Source organism: Neobacillus sp. S1115, from assembly GCF_055385565.1.
Map to the genome: position 1 here is coordinate 6,077,142 of NZ_AP038275.1, position 26,275 is coordinate 6,103,416.

The 26,275-nt window shown below is 46.7% G+C and carries 22 protein-coding genes; 3 read left to right on the top strand and 19 right to left on the bottom strand.

Translation table 11 applies throughout. From position 1 onward, the window contains the following. Positions 1-372 precede the first annotated feature (372 nt). The 9 genes from ACZ5B7_RS29500 to ACZ5B7_RS29540 all read right to left on the bottom strand — a co-directional run bounded on the left by ACZ5B7_RS29500 (position 373) and on the right by ACZ5B7_RS29540 (position 8,661). A complete protein-coding gene (locus ACZ5B7_RS29500) occupies positions 373-837 on the bottom strand; it encodes a hypothetical protein (RefSeq protein WP_423800123.1) in 465 nt (154 codons plus the stop codon). Between the two features lie 240 nt (positions 838-1,077). Next, positions 1,078-1,689 carry a thymidine kinase gene (locus ACZ5B7_RS29505; protein ID WP_213147964.1) on the bottom strand — a complete coding sequence of 204 codons (612 nt, stop codon included), beginning with the start codon at positions 1,687-1,689 and terminating at the stop codon, positions 1,078-1,080. A gap of 121 nt (positions 1,690-1,810) precedes the next feature. Next, positions 1,811-2,020, bottom strand: a complete 210-nt coding sequence (gene rpmE / locus ACZ5B7_RS29510) for a 50S ribosomal protein L31 (RefSeq protein ID WP_423800124.1) — start codon at positions 2,018-2,020, stop codon at positions 1,811-1,813. 202 nt (positions 2,021-2,222) lie between these two features. Beyond that, on the bottom strand, positions 2,223-3,488 hold the full coding sequence (gene rho, locus ACZ5B7_RS29515) for a transcription termination factor Rho (RefSeq protein WP_213147962.1): 1,266 nt from the start codon (positions 3,486-3,488) through the stop codon (positions 2,223-2,225). A 291-nt stretch (positions 3,489-3,779) separates the two neighbouring features. Then, the gene (gene glpX / locus ACZ5B7_RS29520; protein WP_213147961.1) at positions 3,780-4,739 is read right to left on the bottom strand and encodes a class II fructose-bisphosphatase; all 960 of its coding nucleotides are present in this window, start codon (positions 4,737-4,739) and stop codon (positions 3,780-3,782) included. A gap of 58 nt (positions 4,740-4,797) precedes the next feature. Continuing rightward, positions 4,798-6,084 carry a UDP-N-acetylglucosamine 1-carboxyvinyltransferase gene (locus ACZ5B7_RS29525; protein ID WP_213147960.1) on the bottom strand — a complete coding sequence of 429 codons (1,287 nt, stop codon included), beginning with the start codon at positions 6,082-6,084 and terminating at the stop codon, positions 4,798-4,800. A gap of 335 nt (positions 6,085-6,419) precedes the next feature. Further along, positions 6,420-7,070, bottom strand: coding sequence for a fructose-6-phosphate aldolase (fsa, locus tag ACZ5B7_RS29530; protein WP_423800125.1), 651 nt, complete (start codon positions 7,068-7,070; stop codon positions 6,420-6,422). A 107-nt stretch (positions 7,071-7,177) separates the two neighbouring features. Then, positions 7,178-8,032, bottom strand: a complete 855-nt coding sequence (locus ACZ5B7_RS29535) for a class II fructose-bisphosphate aldolase (protein WP_464492088.1) — start codon at positions 8,030-8,032, stop codon at positions 7,178-7,180. 257 nt (positions 8,033-8,289) lie between these two features. Then, positions 8,290-8,661, bottom strand: a complete 372-nt coding sequence (locus tag ACZ5B7_RS29540) for a response regulator (protein ID WP_213117113.1) — start codon at positions 8,659-8,661, stop codon at positions 8,290-8,292. A gap of 181 nt (positions 8,662-8,842) precedes the next feature. Between ACZ5B7_RS29540 and ACZ5B7_RS29545 the strand changes: the two genes are divergently transcribed. Beyond that, positions 8,843-9,373, top strand: coding sequence for a DUF2529 domain-containing protein (locus ACZ5B7_RS29545; RefSeq protein WP_464492089.1), 531 nt, complete (start codon positions 8,843-8,845; stop codon positions 9,371-9,373). 111 nt (positions 9,374-9,484) lie between these two features. Here the strand turns inward: ACZ5B7_RS29545 and ACZ5B7_RS29550 are convergent, their stop codons facing one another. The 10 genes from ACZ5B7_RS29550 to ACZ5B7_RS29595 form a co-directional block, all read right to left on the bottom strand. After that, positions 9,485-11,080, bottom strand: coding sequence for a CTP synthase (locus ACZ5B7_RS29550; RefSeq protein WP_423800128.1), 1,596 nt, complete (start codon positions 11,078-11,080; stop codon positions 9,485-9,487). A 265-nt stretch (positions 11,081-11,345) separates the two neighbouring features. Next, on the bottom strand, positions 11,346-11,936 hold the full coding sequence (rpoE, locus tag ACZ5B7_RS29555) for a DNA-directed RNA polymerase subunit delta (protein ID WP_464492090.1): 591 nt from the start codon (positions 11,934-11,936) through the stop codon (positions 11,346-11,348). A 133-nt stretch (positions 11,937-12,069) separates the two neighbouring features. Beyond that, positions 12,070-12,267 carry a hypothetical protein gene (locus ACZ5B7_RS29560; RefSeq protein ID WP_464492091.1) on the bottom strand — a complete coding sequence of 66 codons (198 nt, stop codon included), beginning with the start codon at positions 12,265-12,267 and terminating at the stop codon, positions 12,070-12,072. 133 nt (positions 12,268-12,400) lie between these two features. Then, positions 12,401-15,661 carry a fused isobutyryl-CoA mutase/GTPase IcmF gene (gene icmF / locus ACZ5B7_RS29565; protein WP_464492092.1) on the bottom strand — a complete coding sequence of 1,087 codons (3,261 nt, stop codon included), beginning with the start codon at positions 15,659-15,661 and terminating at the stop codon, positions 12,401-12,403. A 45-nt stretch (positions 15,662-15,706) separates the two neighbouring features. Then, positions 15,707-16,339, bottom strand: a complete 633-nt coding sequence (locus ACZ5B7_RS29570) for a TetR/AcrR family transcriptional regulator (RefSeq protein WP_464492093.1) — start codon at positions 16,337-16,339, stop codon at positions 15,707-15,709. Positions 16,340-16,478: 139 nt separating this feature from the next. Continuing rightward, complete coding sequence (locus tag ACZ5B7_RS29575; protein WP_464492094.1) at positions 16,479-17,618, bottom strand: acyl-CoA dehydrogenase; 1,140 nt, start codon at positions 17,616-17,618, stop codon at positions 16,479-16,481. A gap of 141 nt (positions 17,619-17,759) precedes the next feature. After that, on the bottom strand, positions 17,760-18,890 hold the full coding sequence (locus ACZ5B7_RS29580) for an acyl-CoA dehydrogenase (RefSeq protein ID WP_464492095.1): 1,131 nt from the start codon (positions 18,888-18,890) through the stop codon (positions 17,760-17,762). A gap of 201 nt (positions 18,891-19,091) precedes the next feature. Then, positions 19,092-19,943 carry a 3-hydroxybutyryl-CoA dehydrogenase gene (locus ACZ5B7_RS29585; RefSeq protein ID WP_464492096.1) on the bottom strand — a complete coding sequence of 284 codons (852 nt, stop codon included), beginning with the start codon at positions 19,941-19,943 and terminating at the stop codon, positions 19,092-19,094. A 264-nt stretch (positions 19,944-20,207) separates the two neighbouring features. Next, a complete protein-coding gene (locus ACZ5B7_RS29590) occupies positions 20,208-21,395 on the bottom strand; it encodes an acetyl-CoA C-acetyltransferase (RefSeq protein WP_464492097.1) in 1,188 nt (395 codons plus the stop codon). A gap of 324 nt (positions 21,396-21,719) precedes the next feature. After that, a complete protein-coding gene (locus ACZ5B7_RS29595; RefSeq protein WP_464492098.1) occupies positions 21,720-23,831 on the bottom strand; it encodes a (Fe-S)-binding protein in 2,112 nt (703 codons plus the stop codon). 186 nt (positions 23,832-24,017) lie between these two features. Between ACZ5B7_RS29595 and cls the strand changes: the two genes are divergently transcribed. Together cls and uvsE are read left to right on the top strand one after the other, a co-directional pair. Next, the gene (cls, locus tag ACZ5B7_RS29600) at positions 24,018-25,220 is read left to right on the top strand and encodes a cardiolipin synthase (protein ID WP_464492099.1); all 1,203 of its coding nucleotides are present in this window, start codon (positions 24,018-24,020) and stop codon (positions 25,218-25,220) included. A 61-nt stretch (positions 25,221-25,281) separates the two neighbouring features. Further along, the gene (gene uvsE, locus ACZ5B7_RS29605; protein WP_464492100.1) at positions 25,282-26,241 is read left to right on the top strand and encodes a UV DNA damage repair endonuclease UvsE; all 960 of its coding nucleotides are present in this window, start codon (positions 25,282-25,284) and stop codon (positions 26,239-26,241) included. Positions 26,242-26,275 lie beyond the last annotated feature (34 nt).

Sequence of the window (26,275 nt, forward strand, 5' to 3'; positions counted from 1 at the left end):
ATTGGAAAGTACCCACTCTGAATTGGAAAGTAAACGCCCCATATCGGAAAGTATATCCAAATAACTGGTAATTCTGATGCACAGGACGGATCTCGTGCATCAAAAGGGTACAAAAGAGGCACTTCCAATATCAGAATTGTGTTAGCTGGCGAGTAAATTTTAAAAGTTGGCGAGTAAATAGATAAAAATGACGAGTAAATTCTAAATTTGGGCGGGTAAACCGCCAAACCAGACCAGTAAATCCCTAAATCATGCGAGTAAGATACTTTTTTTAAAAAACCCCCTTATTTAACTCTATAAATTACCTCTAAAATCTCCAAATATACACACATCACATCAAAAAAACATGCCCTGGTCCCCAGAGCATGCCCATTATCTCCTATCTTCCTGTACATTAACTTCAATATTATAACGCGGCAACGCACGCATCAGCTTCTTATGCAGCCTAGCCTCTGCATCCCGTTTGTCACCACTAGAAAGCATCCCTTTTTTGTAAACTTTCACCCACATTCTGTCGCCATTAATCCAAACAGAATCCGTCACAAATTCATGCGTGTCTGCAATCACCTGTTTGGCCTTGGCGATATCGTTGCCCTGGTTGTTAGCACCGGCTTCGCTGCCGCTTCCGGTCCCCGTTAGGTCAAGGAAGTTCGGGTTTTGGTTGGTCACATCGTCCTCGACCATATGCTGGTCGTTGATATCGTGATTGGACACAAGATTCCTCGTCTGTCGGTCGCCGCGCAAGTCGTTAGCCGCATCATCATCAGCACTGCGGCCATTTTGGCAGCCCGTCGCCAACAAAAGCATGACACCGACAAGAAACATCCACTTTTTCATCGAATTACACCTCCATGGTACTAGCATGCCCTGCCACACGCAGCCATTCCGAGTGAATTCTTTCCAACCTTAAACACAGTCTTAATACAGCAAAAGGTAACAGGCACCTTTACAAAATTTCACATAAATACCTGTCACTCTACCCAGCCATTGCCGCCCGCCTCCTAAAAACAACAAAAAGGTGCCCGGCACCACGCGAACATGGCGACACTGACACCCTTCAAAAATCAAAACCTAAACTTATACGCCCTCTTCAACCGCCTGGCGCACCGCCGCAGTCCTAGGCACTTCATGATGATGACGACAGCGCGGCTCATACGCTTCCGAAGCACCAACCAAAATCACCGGATCATGGTAGGAAGCCGGATGTCCGTCAATCAAACGCTGCGTCCTGCTTGCCGGTGATCCGCAAACAGCACAAACAGCCTGCAGCTTCGTCACTGACTCGGCAATTGCCATCAGCTTCGGCATCTGTCCGAACGCCTCGCCGCGGAAATCCTGATCAAGCCCCGCAACAATCACGCGGTGGCCGGAATCCGCCAGCTGCTGGACAACCCTTACGATGCCTTCATCGAAAAACTGCGCCTCATCAATTGCGACAATATCCATATCCGCTTCCACATGATGCAAAATCTCAATCGAATGGGAAATCGGCTTCGCCTCAAAAGAAGTGCCATTATGGGAAACAACAGACTGGTCATGATAGCGATTATCGATTTTCGGTTTAAATACAGCTATTTTTTGTTTAGCAAACTGGGCACGCCGCACGCGCCGAATTAACTCCTCTGATTTTCCAGAAAACATACTGCCGCAGATAACCTCAACCCATCCGCTTTGCGTCATAACATACATTAACGGCGTCTCCTTCCTCAAACGAAACCATCTCTATTTATCATATACAAAATCATATTTTTATTATTAGCCAATAAAAAACAGGCAAGCCAATGTTGCATCTTGCCTGTCTTTGCGCGAATTATTGTTGATTCTTAAGACCGTATTTTTTGTTGAAACGGTCAACACGTCCGCCTGCTTCAGCGAATTTTTGACGACCAGTATAGAATGGGTGGCACTCAGAGCAAGTCTCAACGCGGATCTCGTTCTTTACAGAACCGCTTTCGAAAGTGTTGCCGCATGCGCAAGTCACCATTACTGTTTTAAAATTTGGATGAATTCCTGCTTTCATTCTTTTCATCTCCTTCCGCCCTGAATCATTCGAAACAGAGTTATATACAGTGCTTGTCTTAACAAGTCACAGAATTACAAAAAACACACTGACCACATTATAACAGCCAGACTAATTGTTTGCAAGCTGGGATTTTCAGCCTTTTTGAAAAAACAAAACCAAAATATCGGGTTCGTTCGAGACCTCGCCCCCAACTCAAAACCTAAGAGCGGCGCGCCTTAAGCTCCTCACCAAGCTGATCGAAAAACTCCTGGTTGGACTTCGTCTGACGCAACTTTTTCAAGAAGCGCTCGGCAAAATCTGGGGAATCTGACATTGATTTGCGAATCGCCCATAATTTATCCAAGTGATCCTTCGGAATAAGAAGCTCTTCCTTACGCGTACCGGAACGACGGATATCAAGCGCCGGGAACACGCGGCGTTCTGCAAGCTGTCTGTCAAGGTGCAGTTCCATGTTACCAGTACCTTTAAATTCTTCATAAATGACGTCATCCATACGCGAACCGGTGTCAACCAGCGCCGTCGCTAGGATCGTCAAGCTGCCGCCCTCTTCGATATTACGGGCCGCCCCGAAGAAGCGCTTCGGACGGTGGAACGCAGCCGGGTCAATACCACCGGACAATGTCCGGCCGCTTGGCGGAATCACTAGGTTATAGGCACGCGCCAAGCGAGTGATGCTATCCATCAAGATAACAACATCGCGTTTGTGCTCAACAAGACGCATCGCCCGGTCCAAAACAAGCTCAGCAACCTTGATATGGTTCTCGGGAACCTCATCAAACGTCGAGCTGACCACATCACCGGCAACAGAACGCTCGATGTCGGTCACCTCTTCCGGACGCTCGTCGATCAACAGGACGATTAACTCGACATCCGGGTGGTTTGTGGTAACGCTGTTAGCAATTTCCTTCAGAAGCATTGTTTTACCAGCCTTCGGAGGCGCAACAATCAGACCGCGCTGGCCAAAACCAACTGGTGCCACAAGGTCCATAATCCGGGTTGATAAATGCTTTTGCGTTGTTTCGAGCTTCATCATCCGGTTCGGATATAAAGGCGTTAACGCCGGGAAATAAACGCGTTCTTTCGCAGATTCCGGATCTTCACCGTTAACGGCTTCTACATGAAGCAATCCAAAATAACGCTCATTTTCCTTCGGAGGACGAACCTTACCGGATACCTTGTCCCCATTGCGGAGGTCGAAACGGCGAATCTGCGATGCCGAGATATAAATATCCTCAGAGCTTGGCGAATAGTTGATCGGGCGCAGGAAGCCGAAGCCCTCTGACTGGATAATTTCCAGAACGCCTTCCATGAAGAAATAGCCCTGCTGCTCGGCACGGGATTTTAAAATCGCAAAAATCAATTCTTTTTTCGTTAATTTGCTGTAATAGGTCACTTTATATTCGCGCGCAAGCTCATAAAGCTCCTTCAGCTTCATATTTTCTAAACTTGAAATCGTTAATTCCAATGTGTACACCACGCTTTTAAATTTTTCCTTCATATCCGCTGTCAATTAGGAGCGAGAAATGATAGTAAGATAATAGAGTTGAGGAAATGAATAGAAGTTGATAGAAATGAATAGATTGGCAGAAAACTTGCATGATAAAACAATCTCTATTTTACCCTCTCAGCGAAAAGTTAATCAACTTATTTTTCAAACATCCCTTATTGGAAATATTTTCTGGAAGGAATCCTCATGGAGAATGGGGAGATTTCTGCAAATTTCGGGTGGTGGAAGGCACCACCCGATGTTCGCTACCTATAGTACTAAATTTGGTTTTTTGTTTAGGCTGTGTCGGCCGTCGATGAAACGAACAGTCCCGGACTTTGCCCGCATAACAACAGAATGGGTCGAAGCATGAGAGCCCTTGAACTGGACACCGCGCAACAGTTCCCCGTCCGTTACGCCTGTTGCCGTAAAGATAGCGTCGTCGCCTTTGACCAAATCCTCCATGCGGAGAATGCGGCTCACGTCTAAGCCCATTTTTTTACAGCGTTCAAGCTCAGCATCATTTTGCGGCAGCAATTTGCCGATGAGTTCACCGCCAAGGCATTTCAAGGCGACTGCTGAAATAACACCCTCAGGTGCACCACCCGAACCGAACAGAATATCAACACCGGTATTATCAAAAGCAGTATTGATGGCCCCAGCCACATCACCGTCATTAATCAGTTTAATGCGGGCACCCGCTTCACGAATTTGGGCAATGATATGCTCGTGGCGCGGACGGTTCAGCACAGTCGCTACCACGTCTTGAATGTCTTTATTCTTTGCTTTCGCGACAGCCTTCAGGTTATCAATGACAGGAGCGTCGATATCAATTAGCCCAACTGCTTCCGGTCCGACTGCGATTTTTTCCATATACATATCTGGAGCATGGAGCAGGCAGCCATGGTCAGCCACAGCGAGAACAGCTAATGCATTCCAGCCGCCGGACGCCAAAATATTGGTACCTTCAAGTGGGTCAACGGCAACATCGACACGAGGCCCGTAGCCATTCCCAAGCTTTTCTCCAATATAAAGCATTGGCGCTTCGTCCATTTCCCCTTCACCGATGACAACGGTTCCTTTCATCGGAATGGTGTCAAACACATCGCGCATCGCCGAAGTGGCTGCTCCATCTGCTTCGTCTTTTTTACCGCGGCCCATCCAGCGTGCGGAAGCAAGCGCTGCTGCTTCAGTTACCCGGACAAGCTCCATCGTTAAACTTCTTTCCATTGTTCTCCATCCCCCATTTTTTTCTGATGAGACTTCGTTCCTTCATAAGTATATCTCATTATGTGTTTTTAAGGTGCTCTAATTCTTCTTGCGTTAATGCCTCCCGCCAGACGGTGGCGCCGAGGCCGTTTAATTTTTCGACCAGGTTGCTGTAGCCGCGGTCGATGTGGTCGAGACCGGTTACTTCGGTGATTCCTTCCGCCATCAGACCGGCAATGAACAGCGCTGCTCCGGCACGAAGGTCGCTCGCCTTGACTTTGGCGCCGTGGAGCTGGATCGGTCCGTTGATAATAGCAGAGCGTCCCTCCACTTTAATGTTGGCGTTCATTCTTCTTAATTCATCAATATGCTTAAATCGGGCACCATAAATAGTGTCAGTTACCACACTTGAGCCCGCTGCCTTTGTTAACAGGGCTGTAAATGGCTGCTGCAGGTCGGTTGGAAAGCCCGGATAAACAAGCGTTTTGATATCGACGGCTTTCAGGTTCGAAGGGCCGTTGACAAACACCTGATCATCGCCAGATTCGATATTCACGCCCATTTCGCGAAGCTTAGCAATCAACGATTCCAAGTGCTGTGGAATGACGTTATCAATCAGCACGCCCTCGCCCATTGCCGCGCCAAGAATCATATAGGTTCCGGCCTCAATCCGGTCTGGAATGATCGTGTGTCTGCAGCCGTGCAGGCTGTCCACCCCGTCAATCCGGATGACATCGGTTCCGGCCCCTTTGATTTTCGCACCCATATTCGTGAGCAAGGTCGCAACATCAATAATTTCCGGCTCTTTGGCGGCGTTTTCAATTATCGTCCTGCCTTTCGCTCTTACCGCTGCCAGCATGATATTAATCGTTGCTCCGACACTGACGACGTCTAGATAAATCCGGGCACCGCGAAGCTCGTCCGCGCGCAGATAAATAGCTCCCTGCTCGTTCGTGATTTGAGCACCAAGCGCTTCAAAGCCTTTGATATGCTGGTCAATCGGTCTTGGTCCCAAGTGACAGCCGCCGGGCAGACCAATCACTGCCTTTTTGAAACGGCCGAGCATCGCGCCCATTAAATAATAAGAAGCGCGCAGTTTTTTAACTTTGCCATTTGGCAGCGGCATGGAGATCATTGCCGATGGGTCGACCGTCATTTCATCGTCTGTAATACGCACTGTTCCGCCAATTTCCTCAAGCAAGTCCTTTAAAATTTCAACATCGGAAATATCAGGCAGTCCTTCGATTGTAACGGGTGATTCCGCTAAAATCGTCGCAGGTATAAGGGCAACAGCACTATTTTTGGCACCGCTGACCCTTACAGTTCCCTTTAATGGATATCCGCCCGCAATTTTAAGTTTTTCCATTTTCGACTCCCTTCTAAGCCCTATATAAAAATTGATTTATCGATTGAATGGAATGGTACCTTTTTGACCGTGAAGCAAGTCTTTTTTTCACCGAGCTTTTCTAGCAGACTGCCCGAAAAAAAGCACCTTTAAACCAAAATAAGGCCTCAGGTATATTTTTCCAACATTATAAGTCAAATTCCGACAGGTTGTCTAATTTATAGTTTACACGAAAATTATATTTTCATGTATGACAAATAAAAAAATTTACACGAAAATGGAAAAGCAGCGGAACCATTATGCCTTTTTTACAGGGAGTTCAGCATTTTAAAAAGGCGGAAATTTCCATAAAAGTCTTACGCTTCTTGGCGGTTATTCCAATCTTTCAAGAAAGCTTCGATCCCTTTGTCTGTTAGTGGGTGCTGAGTAAGTCCCATCAATACTTTGTAAGGAATGGTCGCGATATGCGCACCTCTTAATGCTGCCTCCGTAACATGCAGTGGGTGGCGGATAGACGCCGCGATGATTTCCGTTTTAATGTCATGAACGGCGAAAATATCAGCAATCGTGGAAATTAAGTCTAAGCCGTTTTGGCCGATATCATCCAGTCTTCCTAAGAATGGAGATACATAGGTTGCGCCGGCGCGGGCAGCAAGCAGAGCTTGGTTCGCGTTGAAGATTAAAGTTACGTTTGTTTTAATGCCTTTTTTTGAAAAAGCATGGACCGCTTTCAGGCCGTCTGGAGTCATTGGAACTTTGACGGTGATATTTGGTGCGATGGCAGCAAGCTCGAGGCCTTCTTTGATCATGCCTTCTGCATCAAGGGCAATAACTTCCGCGCTGACTGAACCAGGTACAAGGGCGGTAATTTCTCTTAAACGGTCGTGAAAGGAAACGCCTTTTTCTTTTGCCACAAGGGATGGGTTTGTCGTAACTCCTGCTAATAAACCAAGGTCATGCGCTTCGCGGATTTCTTCCAGGTTGGCTGTATCAATAAAAAATTTCATGTTGCTCTCCTCCATTTTCGCCTAAATTTTCTATATACTTTGAACACACGGAAACCGCCCTATTGGTAGGGCGGTTTTATTTTATCATAACTACAAAAAAGCGCTTCTTAGGCTTTGCCTGAAGAACCGAATTCGCGCATTTTGCCAATAACAGTTGCTTTGATGGCATCGCGAGCTGGGCCTAAGTATTTACGTGGATCGTATTCGTTAGGTTTTGCTGCTAGTACTTCACGAACTGTTTTCGCAGAAGCAATTTGGTTTTCAGTGTTTACGTTAATTTTTGCAGTTCCAAGTGAAACAGAACGCTGGATATCCTTAGTTGGGATACCAGTACCACCGTGTAATACTAATGGCATACCAGTAAGGTTACCGATTTCTTCCATTTCTTTGAAACCAAGATTTGGTTCACCTTTGTAAGGACCGTGTACAGAACCTAATGCAGGAGCTAAGCAGTCGATACCTGTGCGTTTAACTAATTCAACACACTCGTTAGCGTCTGCATAGATAATGCTTCCAGAAACGTCGTCCTCTTGTCCGCCAACTGTTCCTAGTTCAGCTTCAACGGAAACACCTTTTGAATGAGCGTAGTCTACTACCTTTTTAGTGATTTCCACGTTCTCTTCAAATGGGTGGTGTGAAGCATCGATCATAACAGATGTAAAACCTGCATCAATTGCTTCTTTACATTTTTCAAAACTTGAACCGTGGTCAAGGTGGATAGCCACTGGTACCGTAATTTTATAATCTTCCATTAAGCCTTCTACCATTTTCACAACGGTTTTGAATCCGCCGATGTAACGGCCAGCGCCTTCAGAAACACCAAGAATTACAGGTGAATTCTCTTCTTGAGCAGCTTGAAGAATAGCTTGTGTGAATTCTAAGTTATTGATGTTAAATTGCCCAACAGCATAGCCTTCTGCTTTACCTTTGTTGAGCATTTCTGTCATGGAAACTAATGGCATATCTCTTCCTCCTTAAATTCGGTCGGTATCTTTCAGAAATGAGTTTATCCATATTGATTTTTCCCATCATATGGCTGATTATGTATCGTTTCCAAAAGATAGCAGCCAATCAATTTTTCAATATGTATCATATCAAAAGAAAGTAAGAATTGCTATTAATCTAACAGCGTTTTGTAAAAGTGTCATAATGAAAACGCCGTCATTCCGCTGGATGAAAAAAAGCAAACGATATGACGTTGCTTTTTTTCAAAAATATATTAATTCGTTTTTTGCGGGATATGTTTTCTGACGGCAGCGCGAATGTCGTCGATGTCAAACGGCTTGGCAAAGTGGGTGATGGCGCCAAGGTCTTTTGCTTCCTGAATCATGTCCAGTTCGCCGTAAGCGGTCATAATAATGACACGAATGTCCGGGTCGAGCACTTTCATTCTTTTTAAAATTTCAATCCCGTCCATGCCTGGAATTTTCATATCCAACAGCACGAGGTCCGGGTCATGTGTTTTCACAATCTCCAGCGCCTGTACTCCGTTGGCTGCCTGAAAGGTCTGATACCCCTCTTTTTGAAAAACCTCATTCAATAAAATGCGGATGCCGAACTGGTCGTCAACGATTAAAATTTTCTCCTTCATTCTTCCACCTCTTCCCTCATTTAATAGATTCAATATGTATATATCATTATTAAATTCTCCTCCTCGAGGAAAAAATCCTGCATCATTTTTAGAAACTCATCATGTTATTTTATGGAAATTTATTTATTTTGGCATTTTTATAAAAAGGTCTATAATATTAGTGCATATGAGGAGGGTTTTTATGTTAAAAATGTTCACTACTCAATTAATGGGTTTATTTAAAAGAATAGAGGAAAAAGAAGAGTTTGCGTTTGAGGATGCGGCCCGCCTGCTTGCCCAGGCCCCTGTCGGCGACGGCTCTATTTATATTTATGGTGAAAAAGAAATGAATGCTGTTTCAGCTGAAGCGGTGGATGGTGCTGAGCCTTTAAAATCAGCGAGAGCTTTGTCTATGGAGTCTGCGGCTGACCTGGATATCGCCGATCGTGTATTGATTTTCGCGCGGACTTCTGCGGATGAGGCTGCTCTGTCGATTGCGGCTCAACTTCAGGAAAAAGGGATTCCGTTTGTGGCTGTTTCCACTGTGATGGATGTTTCTACAGGTGGACTAGCAGAAATTGCTGATGTTCATATTGATTTGCGACTGACAAAGGGCTTGCTGCCGGACGAGTTTGGGAACCGAATTGGCTATCCGTCCTCGATGGCTGCCTTGTTTGTGTACTATGGATTGAAATTTACGATTGAAGAGATCTTAGCGGAATACGAAATGTAAGCGAAACGGTCCTTGTAATGAGGGCCGTTTTGATTTACTCGCCGCCCATTTTTAACCAAAAAACAAAGACCAGTCCCGCGCCCGGATAACTGGTCTTATTATTTCAAAAAATTATTTCTGTAAAGTAGCCTTAATAAAGTCACGGAACAAAGGCTGCGGGCGGTTTGGTCTAGAGATGAATTCCGGATGGAACTGGGATGCCACAAACCATGGGTGATCCTTCAACTCAATGATTTCCACTAAACGGCCGTCTGGGCTTGTCCCTGAGAAGACAAAGCCTGCCTCTTCCATTTCTTGACGATAATGATTGTTGAACTCATAACGATGACGATGGCGCTCGTAAACGACATTATTTTCGTACGCTTCATGGGCTTTTGTTCCCTCAACAACACGGCAAGGGTACAGACCAAGACGTAACGTTCCGCCTAGATCCTCGACATCCTTCTGCTCTGGAAGCAGGTCAATGATCGGATGCTGAGTTTCCGGTACGAACTCAGAAGAATGAGCATCTTTATAGCCAAGCACGTTGCGGGCAAATTCAATGGTCGCCAGCTGCATGCCTAAGCAGATGCCAAGCAATGGCTTTTTGGACTCTCGCGCATAGCGGATCGCTTCAATTTTCCCTTCAACACCGCGGTCACCGAAGCCGCCTGGAATCAGCACTCCATCTACCTCATCAAGAAGTTCCGCCACATTTTCGCTAGTCACTTCTTCAGCATTAATCCACTTAATTTCTACATCGGAATCAAACGCGTAACCAGCATGCTTCAACGCTTCAACTACGGAAATATAGGCATCCTGAAGTTCCACGTATTTACCGACTAACCCGATACGAGTCTTATTGGCAAGATTCAACACACGGTCAACCAGCGCTTTCCACTCGGTCATATCCGCTTCCCCAGTTTGCAGCTTCAAATGGTCGCAGACGATTTGGTCCATGTTCTGTTCCTGCAAAGCAAGCGGAATGGAGTATAGCGTATCGGCATCACGGCACTCGATGACTGCTTTTGCATCAATATCACAGAATAACGCTAGTTTATCTTTCATATCCTGCGAAATTTCCATTTCAGTACGAACAACAATAATATTTGGCTGAATGCCAAGGCTGCGCAGCTCTTTTACGCTGTGCTGGGTTGGCTTTGTCTTCATTTCACCAGCCGCTTTAATATAAGGAACAAGTGAACAGTGAATATACATGACGTTTTCACTGCCAATATCGCTTTTAATTTGACGGATTGCTTCTAAAAACGGCAGGGACTCGATGTCACCGACAGTACCGCCGATTTCCGTAATTACCACATCGGCATTTGTTTCTTTGCCGGCACGGAAGACACGGTCCTTGATTTCGTTAGTAATGTGCGGAATAACTTGCACGGTTGCGCCAAGATAGTCACCGCGGCGCTCTTTGCGAAGGACAGTGGAATAAATTTTTCCAGTTGTCACGTTGCTGTACTTGTTTACGTTAATATCAATAAAACGCTCATAGTGGCCCAAATCCAAATCGGTTTCCGCACCATCATCGGTTACGAACACTTCGCCGTGTTGATACGGGCTCATTGTTCCCGGGTCAACGTTGATGTACGGGTCTAATTTTTGAGTGGTCACGCTTAAGCCGCGATTTTTCAATAAGCGTCCTAAAGATGCGGCGGTAATCCCTTTTCCAAGCGATGAAACAACACCGCCAGTTACAAAAATATACTTTGTCATGTAAATATTCCCCCTCAGATACAGTTTGTGCATTATTCAGAATGTTAAAGGGTATTTTTGCAAAAATTATTTTTCTGCTGCTCCAAAAAATAAAAAACCCCATAAAAGCTGGGTTTTTATCAAAATAAAAAGCGCTCCTCTTACGCATTGTAAGGGAGCGCGTATACATTCGTTCGAATGGTCCTTTTTAAGGAGCCCAAACAAGATGATACAAGGGGCTGATGAAAAAGTCAAGCCTATTCATCCCGAGATGAGATGTTTAAGATTAGAGATCCTCGTCCTCTTCCTCATCTTCTAGTTCAAGTTCTTCTTCCTCTTCTAGGTCATCTTCAAGTTCTTCATCATCTTCGAATTCAAGTTCTTCGTCATCCTCAAGAACGTCATCTTCATCTTCGAATTCGTCGTCGATTTCATCAATCTCGTCAAGGTTCTCCTCTTCATCGTCAAGGAGATCATCTTCCTCTTCAAAGTCGTCGACATCGTCGTAGTCTTCGTCATCGATTTCTTCAAATTCGTCGATTTCATCGATATCCTCGTCTTCGACAACCTTCTTCTTCTTCTTCTTCGATTTGACGACTGCGACAACTTCTTCCTCCTGGGTATCAACCGGATACCAAACGCGAAGTCCCCAGCGGTTTTCACCTAAAGTCAAGAATCGGCCATCGATATTTAAATCGGTGTAAAACTGTGCCAGACGAGCACGCATTTCTGATTCAGAAATACCCGCAGCCTTGGTAATTTCCTTCACTAAATCTGCGAAGGCGACTGGCTGCTTACTATTTTTCATAAATTCATAAGCCATTTCGATGAGCGATAACTCTTGCAGCTCCTCTTTTGAGTACATTGCTAAACTCAATATCGGCACTTCCTTTCTCTATTTAACACTCTTAGTAGAGTGAATAACGGCTATTTCAAAGTTTTTCCTTAAAAACGCATATTCCTCATTATAAACAAATTCCAGAGGTTTATGCTAGTTCTAGCTGTTTGTTTTACTTGATTTTTTCCTTTTTTGGCTTCTCTTCATCCTTTTTAATCTGTTCTCTTACTATTTTTATCTCTTTAAGAGATATGTACAAAAAGAAGATGGCCAGCAACAGGAACGAAACAGCACCTAGTTGGCGTTCATAAAGATAATATAATGGCCAGGCTGTAATTATTAAAACCATGATTATGTGATTGACTCTCATAAGCTGACACCTGCCCATAACCTCTGGAGGTAAAATACTATATTGATTATATAGGATATATCATAATATTGGAAAATATTTTTTACAGAACAAAAAAGGGGGAGTGCCCCCCTTTTGATTAAGTCTCCATTCATTACATATTACGGCGATACTGTCCGCCTACTTCGTATAGCGCGCGTGTGATTTGGCCGAGACTGGCGACTTTGACGGTTTCCATAAGTTCGGCAAAGACGTTGCCGCCGCTTGTGGCCGCTTCCTTCAACCGCTTCAGCGCTGCAGCGGATTCTGCTGCGTGCGCATCCTGGAAGGCACGCAAATTGTGAATCTGCAGCTCTTTCTCCTCTGTCGTCGCCCGAGCCAATTCCATATTATCAATCGCTTCCTCGGATGGAGGATTTGGATTCAAATACGTATTTACCCCGATAATCGGCAGTTCGCCCGTATGTTTTAACATTTCATAGTGCATCGACTCATCCTGAATCTTGCCGCGCTGATACTGGGTTTCCATTGCGCCCAGGACGCCGCCGCGGTCATTCAGCCGTTCGAATTCTTGAAGCACAGCTTCTTCAACTAAATCAGTCAGCTCTTCTACGATAAACGAGCCCTGAAGCGGATTTTCATTCTTCGTCAAGCCGTGCTCCTTAGTGATAATCATCTGAATCGCCATTGCCCGACGGACCGATTCCTCGGTCGGTGTCGTAATCGCCTCATCGTATGCATTCGTATGCAGCGAGTTACAGTTATCTTGCAGCGCCATCAATGCTTGAAGCGTGGTGCGGATATCATTAAAATCGATTTCCTGCGCGTGCAGCGAACGTCCCGATGTCTGCACATGATACTTCAGCTTTTGGCTGCGCTCATTGGCACCATACTTGTCACGCATGACGGTCGCCCAAATGCGGCGCGCCACCCGGCCAATCACGGTATACTCCGGATCCAAACCATTCGAGAAGAAGAACGACAGGTTTGGCGCAAAGTCATCAATGTTCATGCCGCGGCTTAAATAGTACTCAACGTAGGTAAAGCCGTTAGACAAAGTGAATGCCAGCTGCGAAATTGGGTTCGCGCCCGCTTCGGCAATATGATAGCCGGAAATCGATACGGAATAATAGTTACGCACCTGATGGTCGATGAAATATTGCTGGATATCGCCCATCATCCTTAAAGCAAATTCTGTTGAGAAAATACATGTATTTTGGCCTTGGTCTTCTTTTAAAATATCAGCCTGGACCGTACCGCGGACGGTTTTCAGCGTGTAGGCGCGGACTTCAGCAAATTCTTCGACGGTCAGAACGCGGCCTAGTTCAGCTTCTTTACGTTTCACCTGCTGGTCAATTGCCGTGTTCATGAACATCGCCAGGATGATTGGTGCCGGACCATTGATCGTCATCGATACGGATGTTGACGGATGACAGAGGTCGAAGCCATCGTACAGCTTTTTCATATCGTCTAACGTACAAACGCTGACGCCGCTTTCGCCGACTTTACCGTAAATGTCGGGACGGTAATCGGGGTCTTCGCCGTATAGGGTTACTGAGTCAAACGCCGTACTTAAGCGTTTTGCCGAATCGTCCTTCGATAAATAGTGGAAACGGCGGTTCGTCCGTTCCGGTGTTCCTTCGCCGGCAAACTGGCGTTTTGGATCCTCCCCTTCACGCTTGAACGGGAATACGCCTGCTGTGTACGGGAACGAGCCTGGCAGGTTCTCGCGGTACACCCAGCGCAGGATTTCGCCGTAATCCTTGTATTTCGGCAGAGCCACTTTTGGAATATCAAGCCCTGATAAGCTCTTTGTTTTTAAAATTGTAATGATTTCCTTGTCGCGGATTCTCGTGACGAACTTATCAGCTGTGTACGCTTCTTTTGTTTTTTCCCAGCCGTCAAGAATATGCTTTGACTCCGGTGTCAGCTGCGCTTCGGTTTGCTGTTTAACCGCTTCAAGGGCCGCAACGACTTCCGGCTGGTCCTTCACCGCTTCAATAGCGCCTTCCAGCTGGAATAATTTCCGGGAAATATTCGCCTGCTGCTCGGCTTTTTTATGATAGCCGCGAACGGTTTCGGAAATTTCCCGTAGGTAATAACGGCGGTCCGTCGGGATGATGATGTTTTGCTTTTCTACCTTCGCCTCTTTGCTGTATGATGTCACCCAATCGGTCGCAGCTTTTTCATTGATTTTTTCAACGAGAGCCGCAAATAAGGCATTCGTGCCCGGGTCATTGAACTGGCTGGCGATTGTGCCGTACACCGGCATTTCGGATGGGTCCTTTTCAAAAAGCATATGGCTGCGCTGGTACTGCTTCTGCACCTGGCGCTTTGCGTCCTCGGAGCCCTTACGCTCAAATTTATTGATGACAATCAGGTCGGCAAAGTCGATCATGTCGATTTTTTCAAGCTGGGATGGCGCCCCGAACTCACTGGTCATGACGTACATCGCGACATCGCAAATTTCCGTGATGCCGGCGTCGCCCTGGCCGATTCCGCTTGTTTCGACGATGACCAAGTCAAAGCCGGCTGCCTTCGTGACCGCTACGGCGTCTTTAATGGCCAGCGACAATTCGCTCCTTGATGCACGGGTTGCCAAGCTGCGCATATAGACGTTTGGTGAAAAAATCGCATTCATACGGATTCGGTCGCCAAGCAACGCACCGCCCGTTTTTTGCTTGGTTGGGTCAACTGAAAGGATCGCAACCTTTTTGGCTGGAAACTCGTTGACAAAACGGCGAATCAATTCGTCGGTCAGCGAGCTTTTTCCGGCCCCGCCCGTACCGGTGATCCCGATAACCGGAATCGACTTCTCAAGCTCCTTCACTTTTTCAAGAACCTGCTCAGCCGTGGCAGCCGCCTCATTTTTTTGGTCAACATGATTTTCAGCAATTGTAATCAGCTTGGCAACGGCATTCGTGTCACCCGTCGGCAGCTTTTCGATTTGCTCTGGGATATTTTCTGAAGCAACCGTTGAAAAATCACACTCTTGAATCATCAGGTCGATCATGCCCTGCAATCCGAGCTTTCGGCCGTCTTCCGGCGAGAAGATCCCGGCAATGCCGTACTCTTGGAGTTCATTGATTTCTCTTGGGATGATGACGCCCCCGCCCCCGCCATAAATTCGGATATGCGATGCGCCTTTTTCTTTTAATAGGTCGTACATGTATTTAAAGTATTCAACATGCCCCCCTTGATAAGAGGAAATCGCAATGCCCTGGGCATCTTCCTGAATGGCGGCGTTGACAACCTCCTCGACCGAGCGGTTGTGGCCAAGGTGAATGACCTCGGCCCCGCTTGATTGAAGGATGCGCCGCATGATATTGATGGAAGCATCATGGCCGTCAAACAAACTCGACGCGGTCACAAAGCGAATATGATGCTTCGGCTGATATTTTCCGGTTGTACTCATCTCAATTTGGCCCCCTTGTTTTTTTAAATTCTTAAATGACTTCTTTTAACCGTCTCTTTTTACCCCAAGCCCTTTAAAAATAAACTCCGTCTGCAGTTCAATGTATTCGTCCAAAGTAAACAGCTTCCGGAGCGCCCAGCGGCGGAAGCCCCACATTTGCCCTTGGACAAAAATATCGTGGGCGATGATTTTGATTTGTTTTTCCGACAGCTCAAGTTCGCCGTTCTCCACACATTTATGGAGCATATTTTCAAACATGGCGACCATCTCTAATTCCTTTTTTAACACATACGGAAGGGCATCCTTGGATAAGGATTTTACTTCCTGATACATGACGAGGATTTCGTCCTGCAATTCATCCATAACATAGAAAAAGTTTGCAATTCCCACTTTTAAGCTCTCTAATGTCCCTTGCTTGTGATCAAGGTTCTCCTCGAGCTGCTCCTTCACATGATCATAGATGCTGTCGCACACCAGATATAAAATATCTTCCTTTGTCCGAATGTATTCGTACAACGTCCCGATACTAAAGCCCGCCGCTCTGGCAATTTCCCGGGTCGTTGTCCGATGAAACCCCTTTTCTTTAAAAAGTGCAACGGCCCCTTTGATCATTTGATCACGCCTTTTTTGCACAAGGCGTTCGTCTTTGACCGAGGCCTGAACCTCCCGTTTATTCATACGCTCGAACCGCCCCTTGTCTAGCTACAGCGCCTAGGGGCTCGGGTCATAAGCCAATCCGTCAAGAAGGCTAAAAAGCAGCCTTCTCGCCGGCTCGTCTAGCCTCGTGCCCCTGGTCAAGGCGCTTCCGCTTTTCGTTTTACTTCGTAATCATTCTAGAAATAACAAGGCGCTGAATTTCCTGAGTGCCCTCGTAAATTTGCGTGATTTTCGCATCGCGCATGAAGCGTTCGACCGGATAATCCTTCGTATAGCCATAACCGCCAAACACCTGGACTGCTTCTGTTGTTACCTTCATCGCGGTATCGCCTGCAAACAGTTTGGACATAGCGGACTCTTTACCATACGGAAGACCGTTGGACTCAAGCCATGCTGCCTGATAGGTTAATAGTCTTGCTGCTTCAATGTTTGTCGCCATATCGGCAAGCTTGAAGCTGATGCCTTGGTTGGCGGCGATTGGCTTGCCGAACTGAACGCGTTCCTTCGCATAGTCAACTGCTGCATCAAGAGCGCCTTGAGCAATTCCGACCGCCTGCGCCGCGATGCCGTTACGGCCGCCATCCAGTGTCATCATCGCCACTTTAAAACCTTCGCCCTCTTCGCCAAGTCTATTTTCAACCGGAACCTTGCAATCTTCAAAAATAATTTCTGTTGTCGGTGATGAACGAATACCCAGTTTCTTTTCTTTTTTCCCAACAGAGAATCCTGCGAAATCCTTTTCAACGATAAATGCTGTTGTGCCGCGCTGCTTGTTGGATGGATCGGTTAGTGCAAATACGACATAAATGTCGGCCTCGCCGCCATTGGTAATGAAAATTTTTGAACCATTCAGCACGTAGTGGTCGCCCTCAAGACGTGCCATCGTTCTCATCCCGCCTGCGTCAGAGCCGCTGCCCGGCTCCGTTAAGCCATATGCACCGATTTTCGTACCTTCTGCCAGTGGACGAAGGTATTTTTGCTTTTGCTCTTCATTACCGAACTTGTAAATTGGCCAGCTGGCAAGAGATGTGTGTGCAGAAAGGGTAACCCCGACTGACGAATCGACGCGGGAAAGCTCTTCAACCGCGATACAGTAAGCAAGATAATCACTGCCGATGCCGCCGTACTCTTCCGGCCATGGAATTCCCGTTAAACCAAGCTCCGCCATTTTGTCAAAAATCTCCCGGTCAAAGCGCTCTTCCTCATCACGCTCAGCGGCCGTCGGAGCAATCTCGTTTTGCGCAAAATCGCGCACCATTTTGCGAATCATTTCATGTTCTTCGGTTAATTTGAAGTTCATTTTGGGTATCCTCCTCAGTTTTATCTACAATTATTGATTGGATATCTACAAATTTTTAAATATATCTACAAAATTCCAAGGGATATCTACAATTTTTAAAATATATCTACAAAATCCCAAAGGATATCTACAATTCCATACTTAAAGATGCTTGCTAATCACAATCCTCTGAATCTCGCTCGTGCCCTCATAAATCTCCGTTACCTTGGCATCGCGAAAGTAGCGCTCAACTGGGTAATCCTCAGTATAGCCGTAGCCGCCGAACACTTGAATCGCCTCGGTAGCCACCTCAACCGCTGTTCTTGTTGCAAAAAGCTTCGCCATCGACGCCTCCATACCGCACTTCAAGCCTTGCCCACGCAAATCTGCAGCTCGGTAGACTAGTAATCTAGCAGCCTCCACATTTGTCGCCATGTCGGCAAGTTTAAACCCGATCCCCTGTTGGGCGGCAATCGGTTTCTCAAACTGATGGCGCCCCTTTGCATACTCGGTTGCGGCCGACAGTGCGGCCTCGGCAATTCCAAGCGCCTGGGCGGCAATTCCGATGCGGCCGGCATCGAGGTTAGCCATCGCGATTTTGAAACCCTCGCCCTCAGCGCCTAGCAGGTTCTCAGCTGGAACGCACATATCTTCAAACGTAAGCTGCACCGTTCTCGAGCCATGCAGGCCCATTTTCTTCTCGTCCTTGCCAATCACCAGTCCAGGGGTATTTTTTTCAACAATAAAAGCAGATACCCCTTTGGCGCCCAATTCCGGATTTGTTTTTGCAAAAACAATGTAAACATCAGCCTCGCCGCCGTTAGTGATGAATACCTTAGAACCGTTAATCACATAATGGCCGCCGTCGCGAACCGCTCGCGACTTCATGCTGGCAGCATCCGATCCAGCGCTCGGCTCAGTTAAGCAGAAGGCCCCAAGATACTCGCCTGAAGCAAGCTTTGGAACGTACTTTTGCTTTTGTTCCTCGCTGCCAAAATATAGAATAGGGTTCGTGCCGACAGAGGTGTGCACCGACAAGATCACGCCCATTGTTGCGCTGACCTTGGACAGCTCGTTGATGGCGATGATATAGGAGGTGAAATCCATCTCAGCGCCGCCGTATTGCTCAGGAACCGGGATGCCCATCAGGCCAAGCCCGCCCATTTTGCGGAGAATTTCACGTGGGAACTCTCCTTTTTCCATTTTTTCTATAAACGGCGCAACTTCGCTGGTTGCAAAGTCGCGCACCATTTTACGCATCATTTTTTGCTCTTCTGTGAATGTAAGATTCATGCTGAACTCCCCTTTTGGAGAAAGTAGTGTGACCGAACTCATTTTTAAAGCCCCTTTCTCGAGGATACTGTATTCTTTGCTTGAATCTTGCTGCTCCTATTTTTAAGACCCCTACTGCTATTCTTGAAAAAATTCTCTCCCGAGTAGACCATATCGTTATCTCTATCTTTCTATTTTTGTAAAATTCGACGACTTCAAAGCTTATTCGTATACATAAAATCCGCGTCCAGTTTTCTTACCCAGCCAGCCTGCTTTTACATATTTACGCAGCAGCGGGCATGGGCGGTACTTGTCATCGCCAAAGCCTTCGTGCAATGTTTCCATGATGTAAAGGCAGGTATCCAAACCGATAAAGTCAGCGAGCGTTAATGGTCCCATTGGGTGATTCATGCCAAGCTTCATTACTTCGTCGATGGCTTCCTTCGTGGCTACGCCCTCGTACAATGTATAGATTGCCTCGTTAATCATCGGCATCAGCACGCGGTTGGCAACAAAGCCAGGGAAGTCGTTTACCTCTACGGGCACTTTGGATAACGTTTTTGTCATGTCCTCGATGACCTGATACACTTCGTCAGCCGTTGCCAAGCCGCGGATGATTTCTACCAGCCTCATGACAGGCACCGGATTCATGAAGTGCATACCGATGACCTTTTCCGGGCGCTTCGTTGCTGCTGCAATTTCCGTAATCGGCAGCGAGGAGGTATTGCTTGCTAAAATCGCATGCGCCGGTGCAATTTCGTCCAGCTGAGCAAAGATTTTTGTTTTGATTTCCATGTTTTCAACAGCTGCTTCGATGACAAGATCCACGCCGGATGCATCTTGCAGGTCTGTTGATGGAGTCAGGTTGCTAAGCACCTCTTGCTTTTGCTCCTCGGTCAAGCGGCCTTTGTCAACGTTGCGGGATAGGTTTTTGTTGATTACTCCGAGTCCTCGCTCAACAAATTCCAATTTCAAATCGTTTAAAATAACCTTATAACCAGCTTGTGCACATACCTGGGCGATTCCCGAGCCCATCTGTCCAGCCCCAATTACCATTACCTTTTCAACCTTCATGTTTTCCCCTCCGATTCGCGGCCGAAAGACGGAAACCGGCTGCGATTTTTTGTATTATTTTTTTTACTCGAGAGTAATTCCCTCTCATGCGAGAGTATGTTCGCTCTATCCGAGAGTATTTCTTCTTTATCCGAGAGTAAGGCCACTCTATCGAGAGTATTTCTCCCTTATCCACGAGTAAGGCCACTCTATCCGAGAGTATCTCGCTCTTATCCGAGAGTAAACCCACTCTATCCGCGAGTAAGCCTCCACCAGCCTCACCAGTTACCTCTTCGGCACCTCAATCATAATCGCATCGCCCTGGCCGCCGCCGCTGCAGATGGCCGCGATGCCAATCCCGCCACCGCGGCGCTTTAACTCATGCAACAAAGTAATGATGATGCGCGCTCCGCTTGCGCCAATTGGATGGCCAAGGGCAACCGCACCACCGTTGACATTGACTTTTTCCGGATCCAAGCCGGCGATTTGACCGCTTGCCAGCGCTACGGCCGCAAACGCTTCGTTAATTTCAAACAAGTCAATTTCCTCAAGGCTTCGGCCTGTTTTTCGCAAAATTTCATTGATAACAAGTCCCGGTGTTTGCGGGAAGTCCTTGGCTTCGACCGCAATCGCAGCTTGGCCGATAATGACCGCTTCCACCCGCCGGCCTTCACGCTCTGCACGTTCCTCGCTCATCAACACGAGTGCACCGGCTCCATCATTGACCCCTGGTGCGTTTCCGGCTGTGATGGTACCTTCGCCATTAAACGCCGGTCCAAGCTTCGCTAATTTTTCCAACGAGGTATCTTTCCGCGGCGCTTCATCATGCTCGACTACTACCGGTGCCCCTTTGCGCTGCGGCACCTCCACCTTCACAATCTCTTCGGCAAACTTGCCGCTCTCGATTGCTTCAATTGCCCGCTGGTGGCTTCTTAATGCCCACTCATCCTGTGCTTCGCGACTAAGCGACATCTCTTCAGCAGTCGAGTTTCCGTACGTTCCCATATGCACTCCGGTAAAGCTGCAGCTCAATCCATCGTGAATCATCAAATCCTGAACTGCCGCGTCGCCCATTCTTAGGCCCCACCTTGCTTTTGGCAAAATGTACGGTGCATTTGACATTGATTCCATACCGCCTGCAACAATCACTTCTTCATCGCCGGCGCGGATGATTTGGTCAGCAAGCGTGACGCTGCGTAAGCCTGATGCACAGACCTTGTTAATCGTTTCTGTTTTCACTTCCCATGGCAACCCAGCGCCCCGCGCAGCTTGGCGGGATGGGATTTGCCCTTGTCCACCCTGCAGGACTGATCCAAATATCACTTCTTGCACGTCTTCCGGATTCACATTAGCACGTTGTAACGCTTCTTTAATGGCTATACCGCCTAACTGAGAAGCGCTAAAGCCGCTCAATGCTCCGCCCAATTTGCCAAAAGGCGTTCTAACCCCGCTTAAGATAACCGTTCTGCTCATTCAAAACATCCCTTTCCCCTGTTTTTATTTCAAAAAACAATTATGCCTTTTCCCAATTTTCAGTCACAGGTACATAAAAAAATGGGAGCGTGCTGATTTCATCATCGACTGAACGCTCGCTCAACACGGCTGCAAAAACTAACGCAGGTCCAGGGGATCACCCTGCCCACGCATTTAATTAAAAAAGGAAATGTAAGCGTTTTAATCCACTTATTCTATTTTACAAAAAAAATAGCAGAAGTTGAATTGTTTTACACAAAATTCCTAAAATTTTTTCGCGTGTATGCAATCAACCTCTGCTATTTTAAAATTCAATTTTCAGTCTTACGATGCAACTGCCGCAGGCTCGCCGCAGACAGCTTTTTCAAGAAGCTCAGCCACGTCGTAGGTAGCAACCTTGTCTTCAACCTCTTTCGCCTTCGTACCGTCTGACAGCATTGTCAAGCAGTATGGACAGCCGGAGCTGATGACAGATGGGTTCACCGATAATGCCTGCTCTGTACGTGCCACGTTGATGCGGTGTCCTGTTTCTTCCTCCATCCACATCAAGCCGCCGCCGGCGCCGCAGCACATTCCTTTGTCACGGTTCCGTTCCATTTCCACCAGCTTCACGCCTGGGATGGCCTTCAAGATTTCACGCGGCGGATCATAAACGTCGTTGTAACGTCCTAAGTAACAAGAATCGTGGAACGTTATCGTTTCGTTTACGGCATGCTTTGGCTTCAAACGGCCATCGCGGACAAGTTCGAAAAGGACCTCCGTATGGTGGTAAACCTCAGCCTGCAACCCAAAATCAGGGTATTCATTTTTGAAAATATTGTAGGCGTGCGGGTCAATCGTCACGATCTTCTTCGCTTCTGCCTTTTCAATTTCAGCGATATTATTGTTAGCAAGCTCTTGGAACAAGAACTCGTTACCTAAACGGCGGACCGTGTCGCCAGAGTTCTTTTCTTTGTTTCCTAAGATAGCGAACTTGACGCCAGCTTCATTTAACAGCTTCGCGAACGACAGCGCAATCTTCTGGCTGCGGTTGTCGTAAGAGCCCATTGAGCCAACCCAGAACAGGTACTCGAACTCTTCGCCAGCTTTGTTCATTTCTTTTACAGTTTTAACTTCAACATCTTCACGGGCTTCGCGCCATGTTTCGCGCTCTTTTCTGTTCAAGCCCCAAGGGTTGCCCTGACGCTCGATGTTCGTGATCGCGCGCTGTGCATCAGCGTCCAATTTTCCTTCTGTTAAAACTAGGTAACGGCGAAGATCAATAATTTTTTCAACGTGCTCGTTCATAACCGGACATTGGTCTTCACAGTTACGGCAGGTTGTACAAGCCCAGATTTCTTCTTCGGTGATGACATCGCCGATCAGGCTTGGGCTATAGACGGAAGTTGCTGCAGTTTCAGAAGCGCCTTGGCCTGCTGCGGCAAGTGCAATCTGGTTACCTTTGGTGCCAGCGAATGCAAATGTCGGCACCCATGGCTGCTTTTGCGTCACAGCCGCACCATAGTTGGTGAGGTGATCACGCATTTTCACGATTAAATCCATCGGTGACAGCATTTTGCCTGTGCCGGTTGCCGGACACATATTTGTACAGCGGCCGCATTCTACGCAGGCATAGAAGTCAACCATTTGCAGTTGTGTGAAGTCTTCAATTTTTCCAACGCCAAATGATTCTGCGGATTCGTCTTCAAAGTCAATCTTTCTCAGTTTGCCTGCTTTATCCAAACGATTCAGGTAAACGTTTGCAGGACCGGCAATTAAGTGAGCGTGTTTTCCTTGCGGCACATATACTAAGAATCCCAATAAGAAAATCAAGTGCAGCCACCATGCCACATAAAGGATGGATACTGCTGCTGTTTTGCCGATACCGGCGAAGATGATTGAAATGAGCGATGCAACTGGTTCTGACCAAGAAGGTTCTTCTCCATGCCAGATCAGGTCCATTCCATTTCCTAAAAGCACCCAAATCATTAAGCCGCCGATAAAAATTAAGACAAGACCTGATTTAAAGCCTCGCTTTAAGCGGACAAGTTTCTCAACATAACGGCGATGAAATGCCCAGAAAGTTGCCACTAAAATGACTAAAGTGACGATCTCCTGGAAGAATGTAAATGCGGGATAAAGCGGACCAAGCGGAAGATGTGAGCCTGGTGCAATCCCTTTCCAAATAAAATCAATCGCCCCAAATTGGACGAGGAGGAAGCCGTAGAAGAACATAACGTGGATGGCACCACTCTTCTTATCCTTTAAAAGCTTCTTCTGCCCGAATACCATAACCCAGATTTTTCGCATACGTTCTTTGACATTGTTGTCAAACTCTTCCTTTTTGCCAAGCTTCATATATTCGATCCGTGTTTTGACAACATAGACGAACAGGCTGAGCGCGTAAGCGGTTACGGCCAAGAAGGCAATAAGGTTGACCCATAAAAGTCCATTCATGTAAAAAGCCCCTTTCGTTGATTTCTCCCCTAAGTTTTTTACTTGTTGTTAAAAATAACAAATTTTCTGAACTTACCTTAACTCTATTATAATATGAATGAGCATTCAGTCAATCCATTTTTACTAACTTATAGAAATGTTTGTTGTTGGAAAAACTAACGAAACTGATTGGAGGAAGGTTTTCCAATGAATTTTTTCGTCATTTTTTTCGGAATTGTCTTACTTTTCATTATATGGCTTATTCTGGACTTTTGTCTAGGGCGACATAAGCATCATTCTTCTGTAAGAAAAATGGAAACTCCCATCCTGCATGGTGATTTTGACATTTTTCCTCATGGCAAGGAACTGTTTCACGACTACTTCTCCGTGCTTCGCGAGGCAGAAAGACATATCCATGTGTTGTTTTATATTGTAAAGGATGATGCCTTTAGTCAGGAATTTCTTTCAATTTTAAAAGAAAAAGCACGGACCGGAGTTGAGGTTCGCTTGCTGCTGGACCGGCTTGGCAGCTGGAAAGTAAAAGGAGCTGAGATAAAAGAGCTACGCGCGGCGGGGGTCGAGTTTGCCTTCAGCAATCCGGTGAAGCTCCCCTATCTTTTTTACTCGATGCAGGTCCGGAACCACCGTAAGATTTCGATTATAGATGGGCGAATTGGCTATCTTGGCGGGTTTAATATCGGGAAGGAATATATTGACGAAGAACCAAGCCTTGGCCCATGGCGTGATTATCATCTAAAAATCAGCAGTGAAAGCGTCAATTTTCTACAAAGTGAGTTTCTGATTGATTGGGAGCGATGCACGGGGGTTGACTTGCAAGGTGAGTCCAAATATTTCCCGAAATTGCCTAAGGGCGCCGTCCGTCAGCAATTTATTCCGACAGAAGCCGATCAGCTGGAATGTATGTTCATCAGTCTTATCCAATTGGCCGAAAAATCAATTACCATCGGCACACCTTACTTTATTCCAAGCAGGAAGATTTTTACGGAGCTGCAGAAGGCGGTGCAGCGGGGCGTCTGTCTGACAATCATTGTACCGGCAGTTTCTGACCACGCACTCGTAAAAGAGGCGTCGTTCAAGTATTTACGAACGCTGCTTCGCGAAGGCGCATTGGTTTATGAGTATAATAAAGGTTTTTACCATGCCAAAACCATCGTCATTGATGACAAGGTCGCTGACATCGGTACCGCCAACTTTGACAAACGCAGCCTCTTTTTAAACCAAGAAATCAACTGCTACATCTACGACCCAAACTTTATTGACCGAATAAAAGGCATACTGGACAAAGACGTCCACGACTCCACCCGGCTCACACTCGAGCAACTGAACAAACCAAACTTGGCCAGATCGATGAAAGAAGCTGTTGCTGGAGTGGTTTCTTACTTTTTATAAGGTTTCAGGCACGGCTTTGTTGACAGTGGGGGTTGAACTATTTCTATGGGAGGTGGTAATAATGAGAATTCGCTTTGGGTATGTTTCGCATGCGATTAGTTTATGGGATGCCTCTCCGGCCAAGACACTTACTTTTACGCGATATCAGCAGCTAAGCTCTGAGGAGCGGATGGCCAAGCTCCTCGAGATTACAAAACAAAATCTGAACCACACACTGCGGATGCTCCATTATAATGTGGCTCATGAACTGGAGCTGTACCGCTGCTCCAGCTCGATTGTTCCGCTTGCCACCCACCCGGAGGTGCGCTGGGACTTCGTCACCCCATTTCGCAGTGAGTGGCAGGAAATTGGCGACCTTGTGAAAAAGCACAACCTAAGGGTCAGCTTTCACCCGAACCAATTTACCTTGTTTACCTCGCCAAAGCCGCAAATTACGGAAAACGCAGTGATCGACATGACCTACCATTTTCAAATGCTGGACGCCATGGGAGTTGCGGCGGACAGCTTGATTAACATCCATATCGGTGGTGCTTATGGTGACAAAAAGCAGGCCCTTTCCCGTTTTCATCAAAACCTGAAAGCCTTGCCTGCTCATATAAAAAATATTATGACCTTAGAAAATGACGACAAAACGTATACCGCAGAAGAGACGCTGGCTGTATGTGAAGAAGAGACGATTCCGTTCGTTTTTGATTACCATCACCATATGGCCAATCCTTGTGCCAAGCCGCTTGAGGAACTGATATCAAGCATTTTCCAAACCTGGTCCCAGCGGCCGAGCCTCTTGCCAAAGGTACACATCTCCTCTCCCAAGTCGGAAAAAGAATTCCGCTCCCATGCGGATTTCGTCGACCCGGAGTTTATCATGCCATTTTTAAAATTGCTGAAAGAGGCTGGGCAGGATGTTGATTTCATGATTGAGGCAAAAGCGAAGGATCAAGCCTGTTTGAAATTGGTGGAGGATTTAAGCAAGATTCGCGGCTTTAAACGGATTAGCGGAGGTGCGCTTGAAATTAAATAACTCCAGTAAAAAGAGTCCCCGACCCCGGAGACTC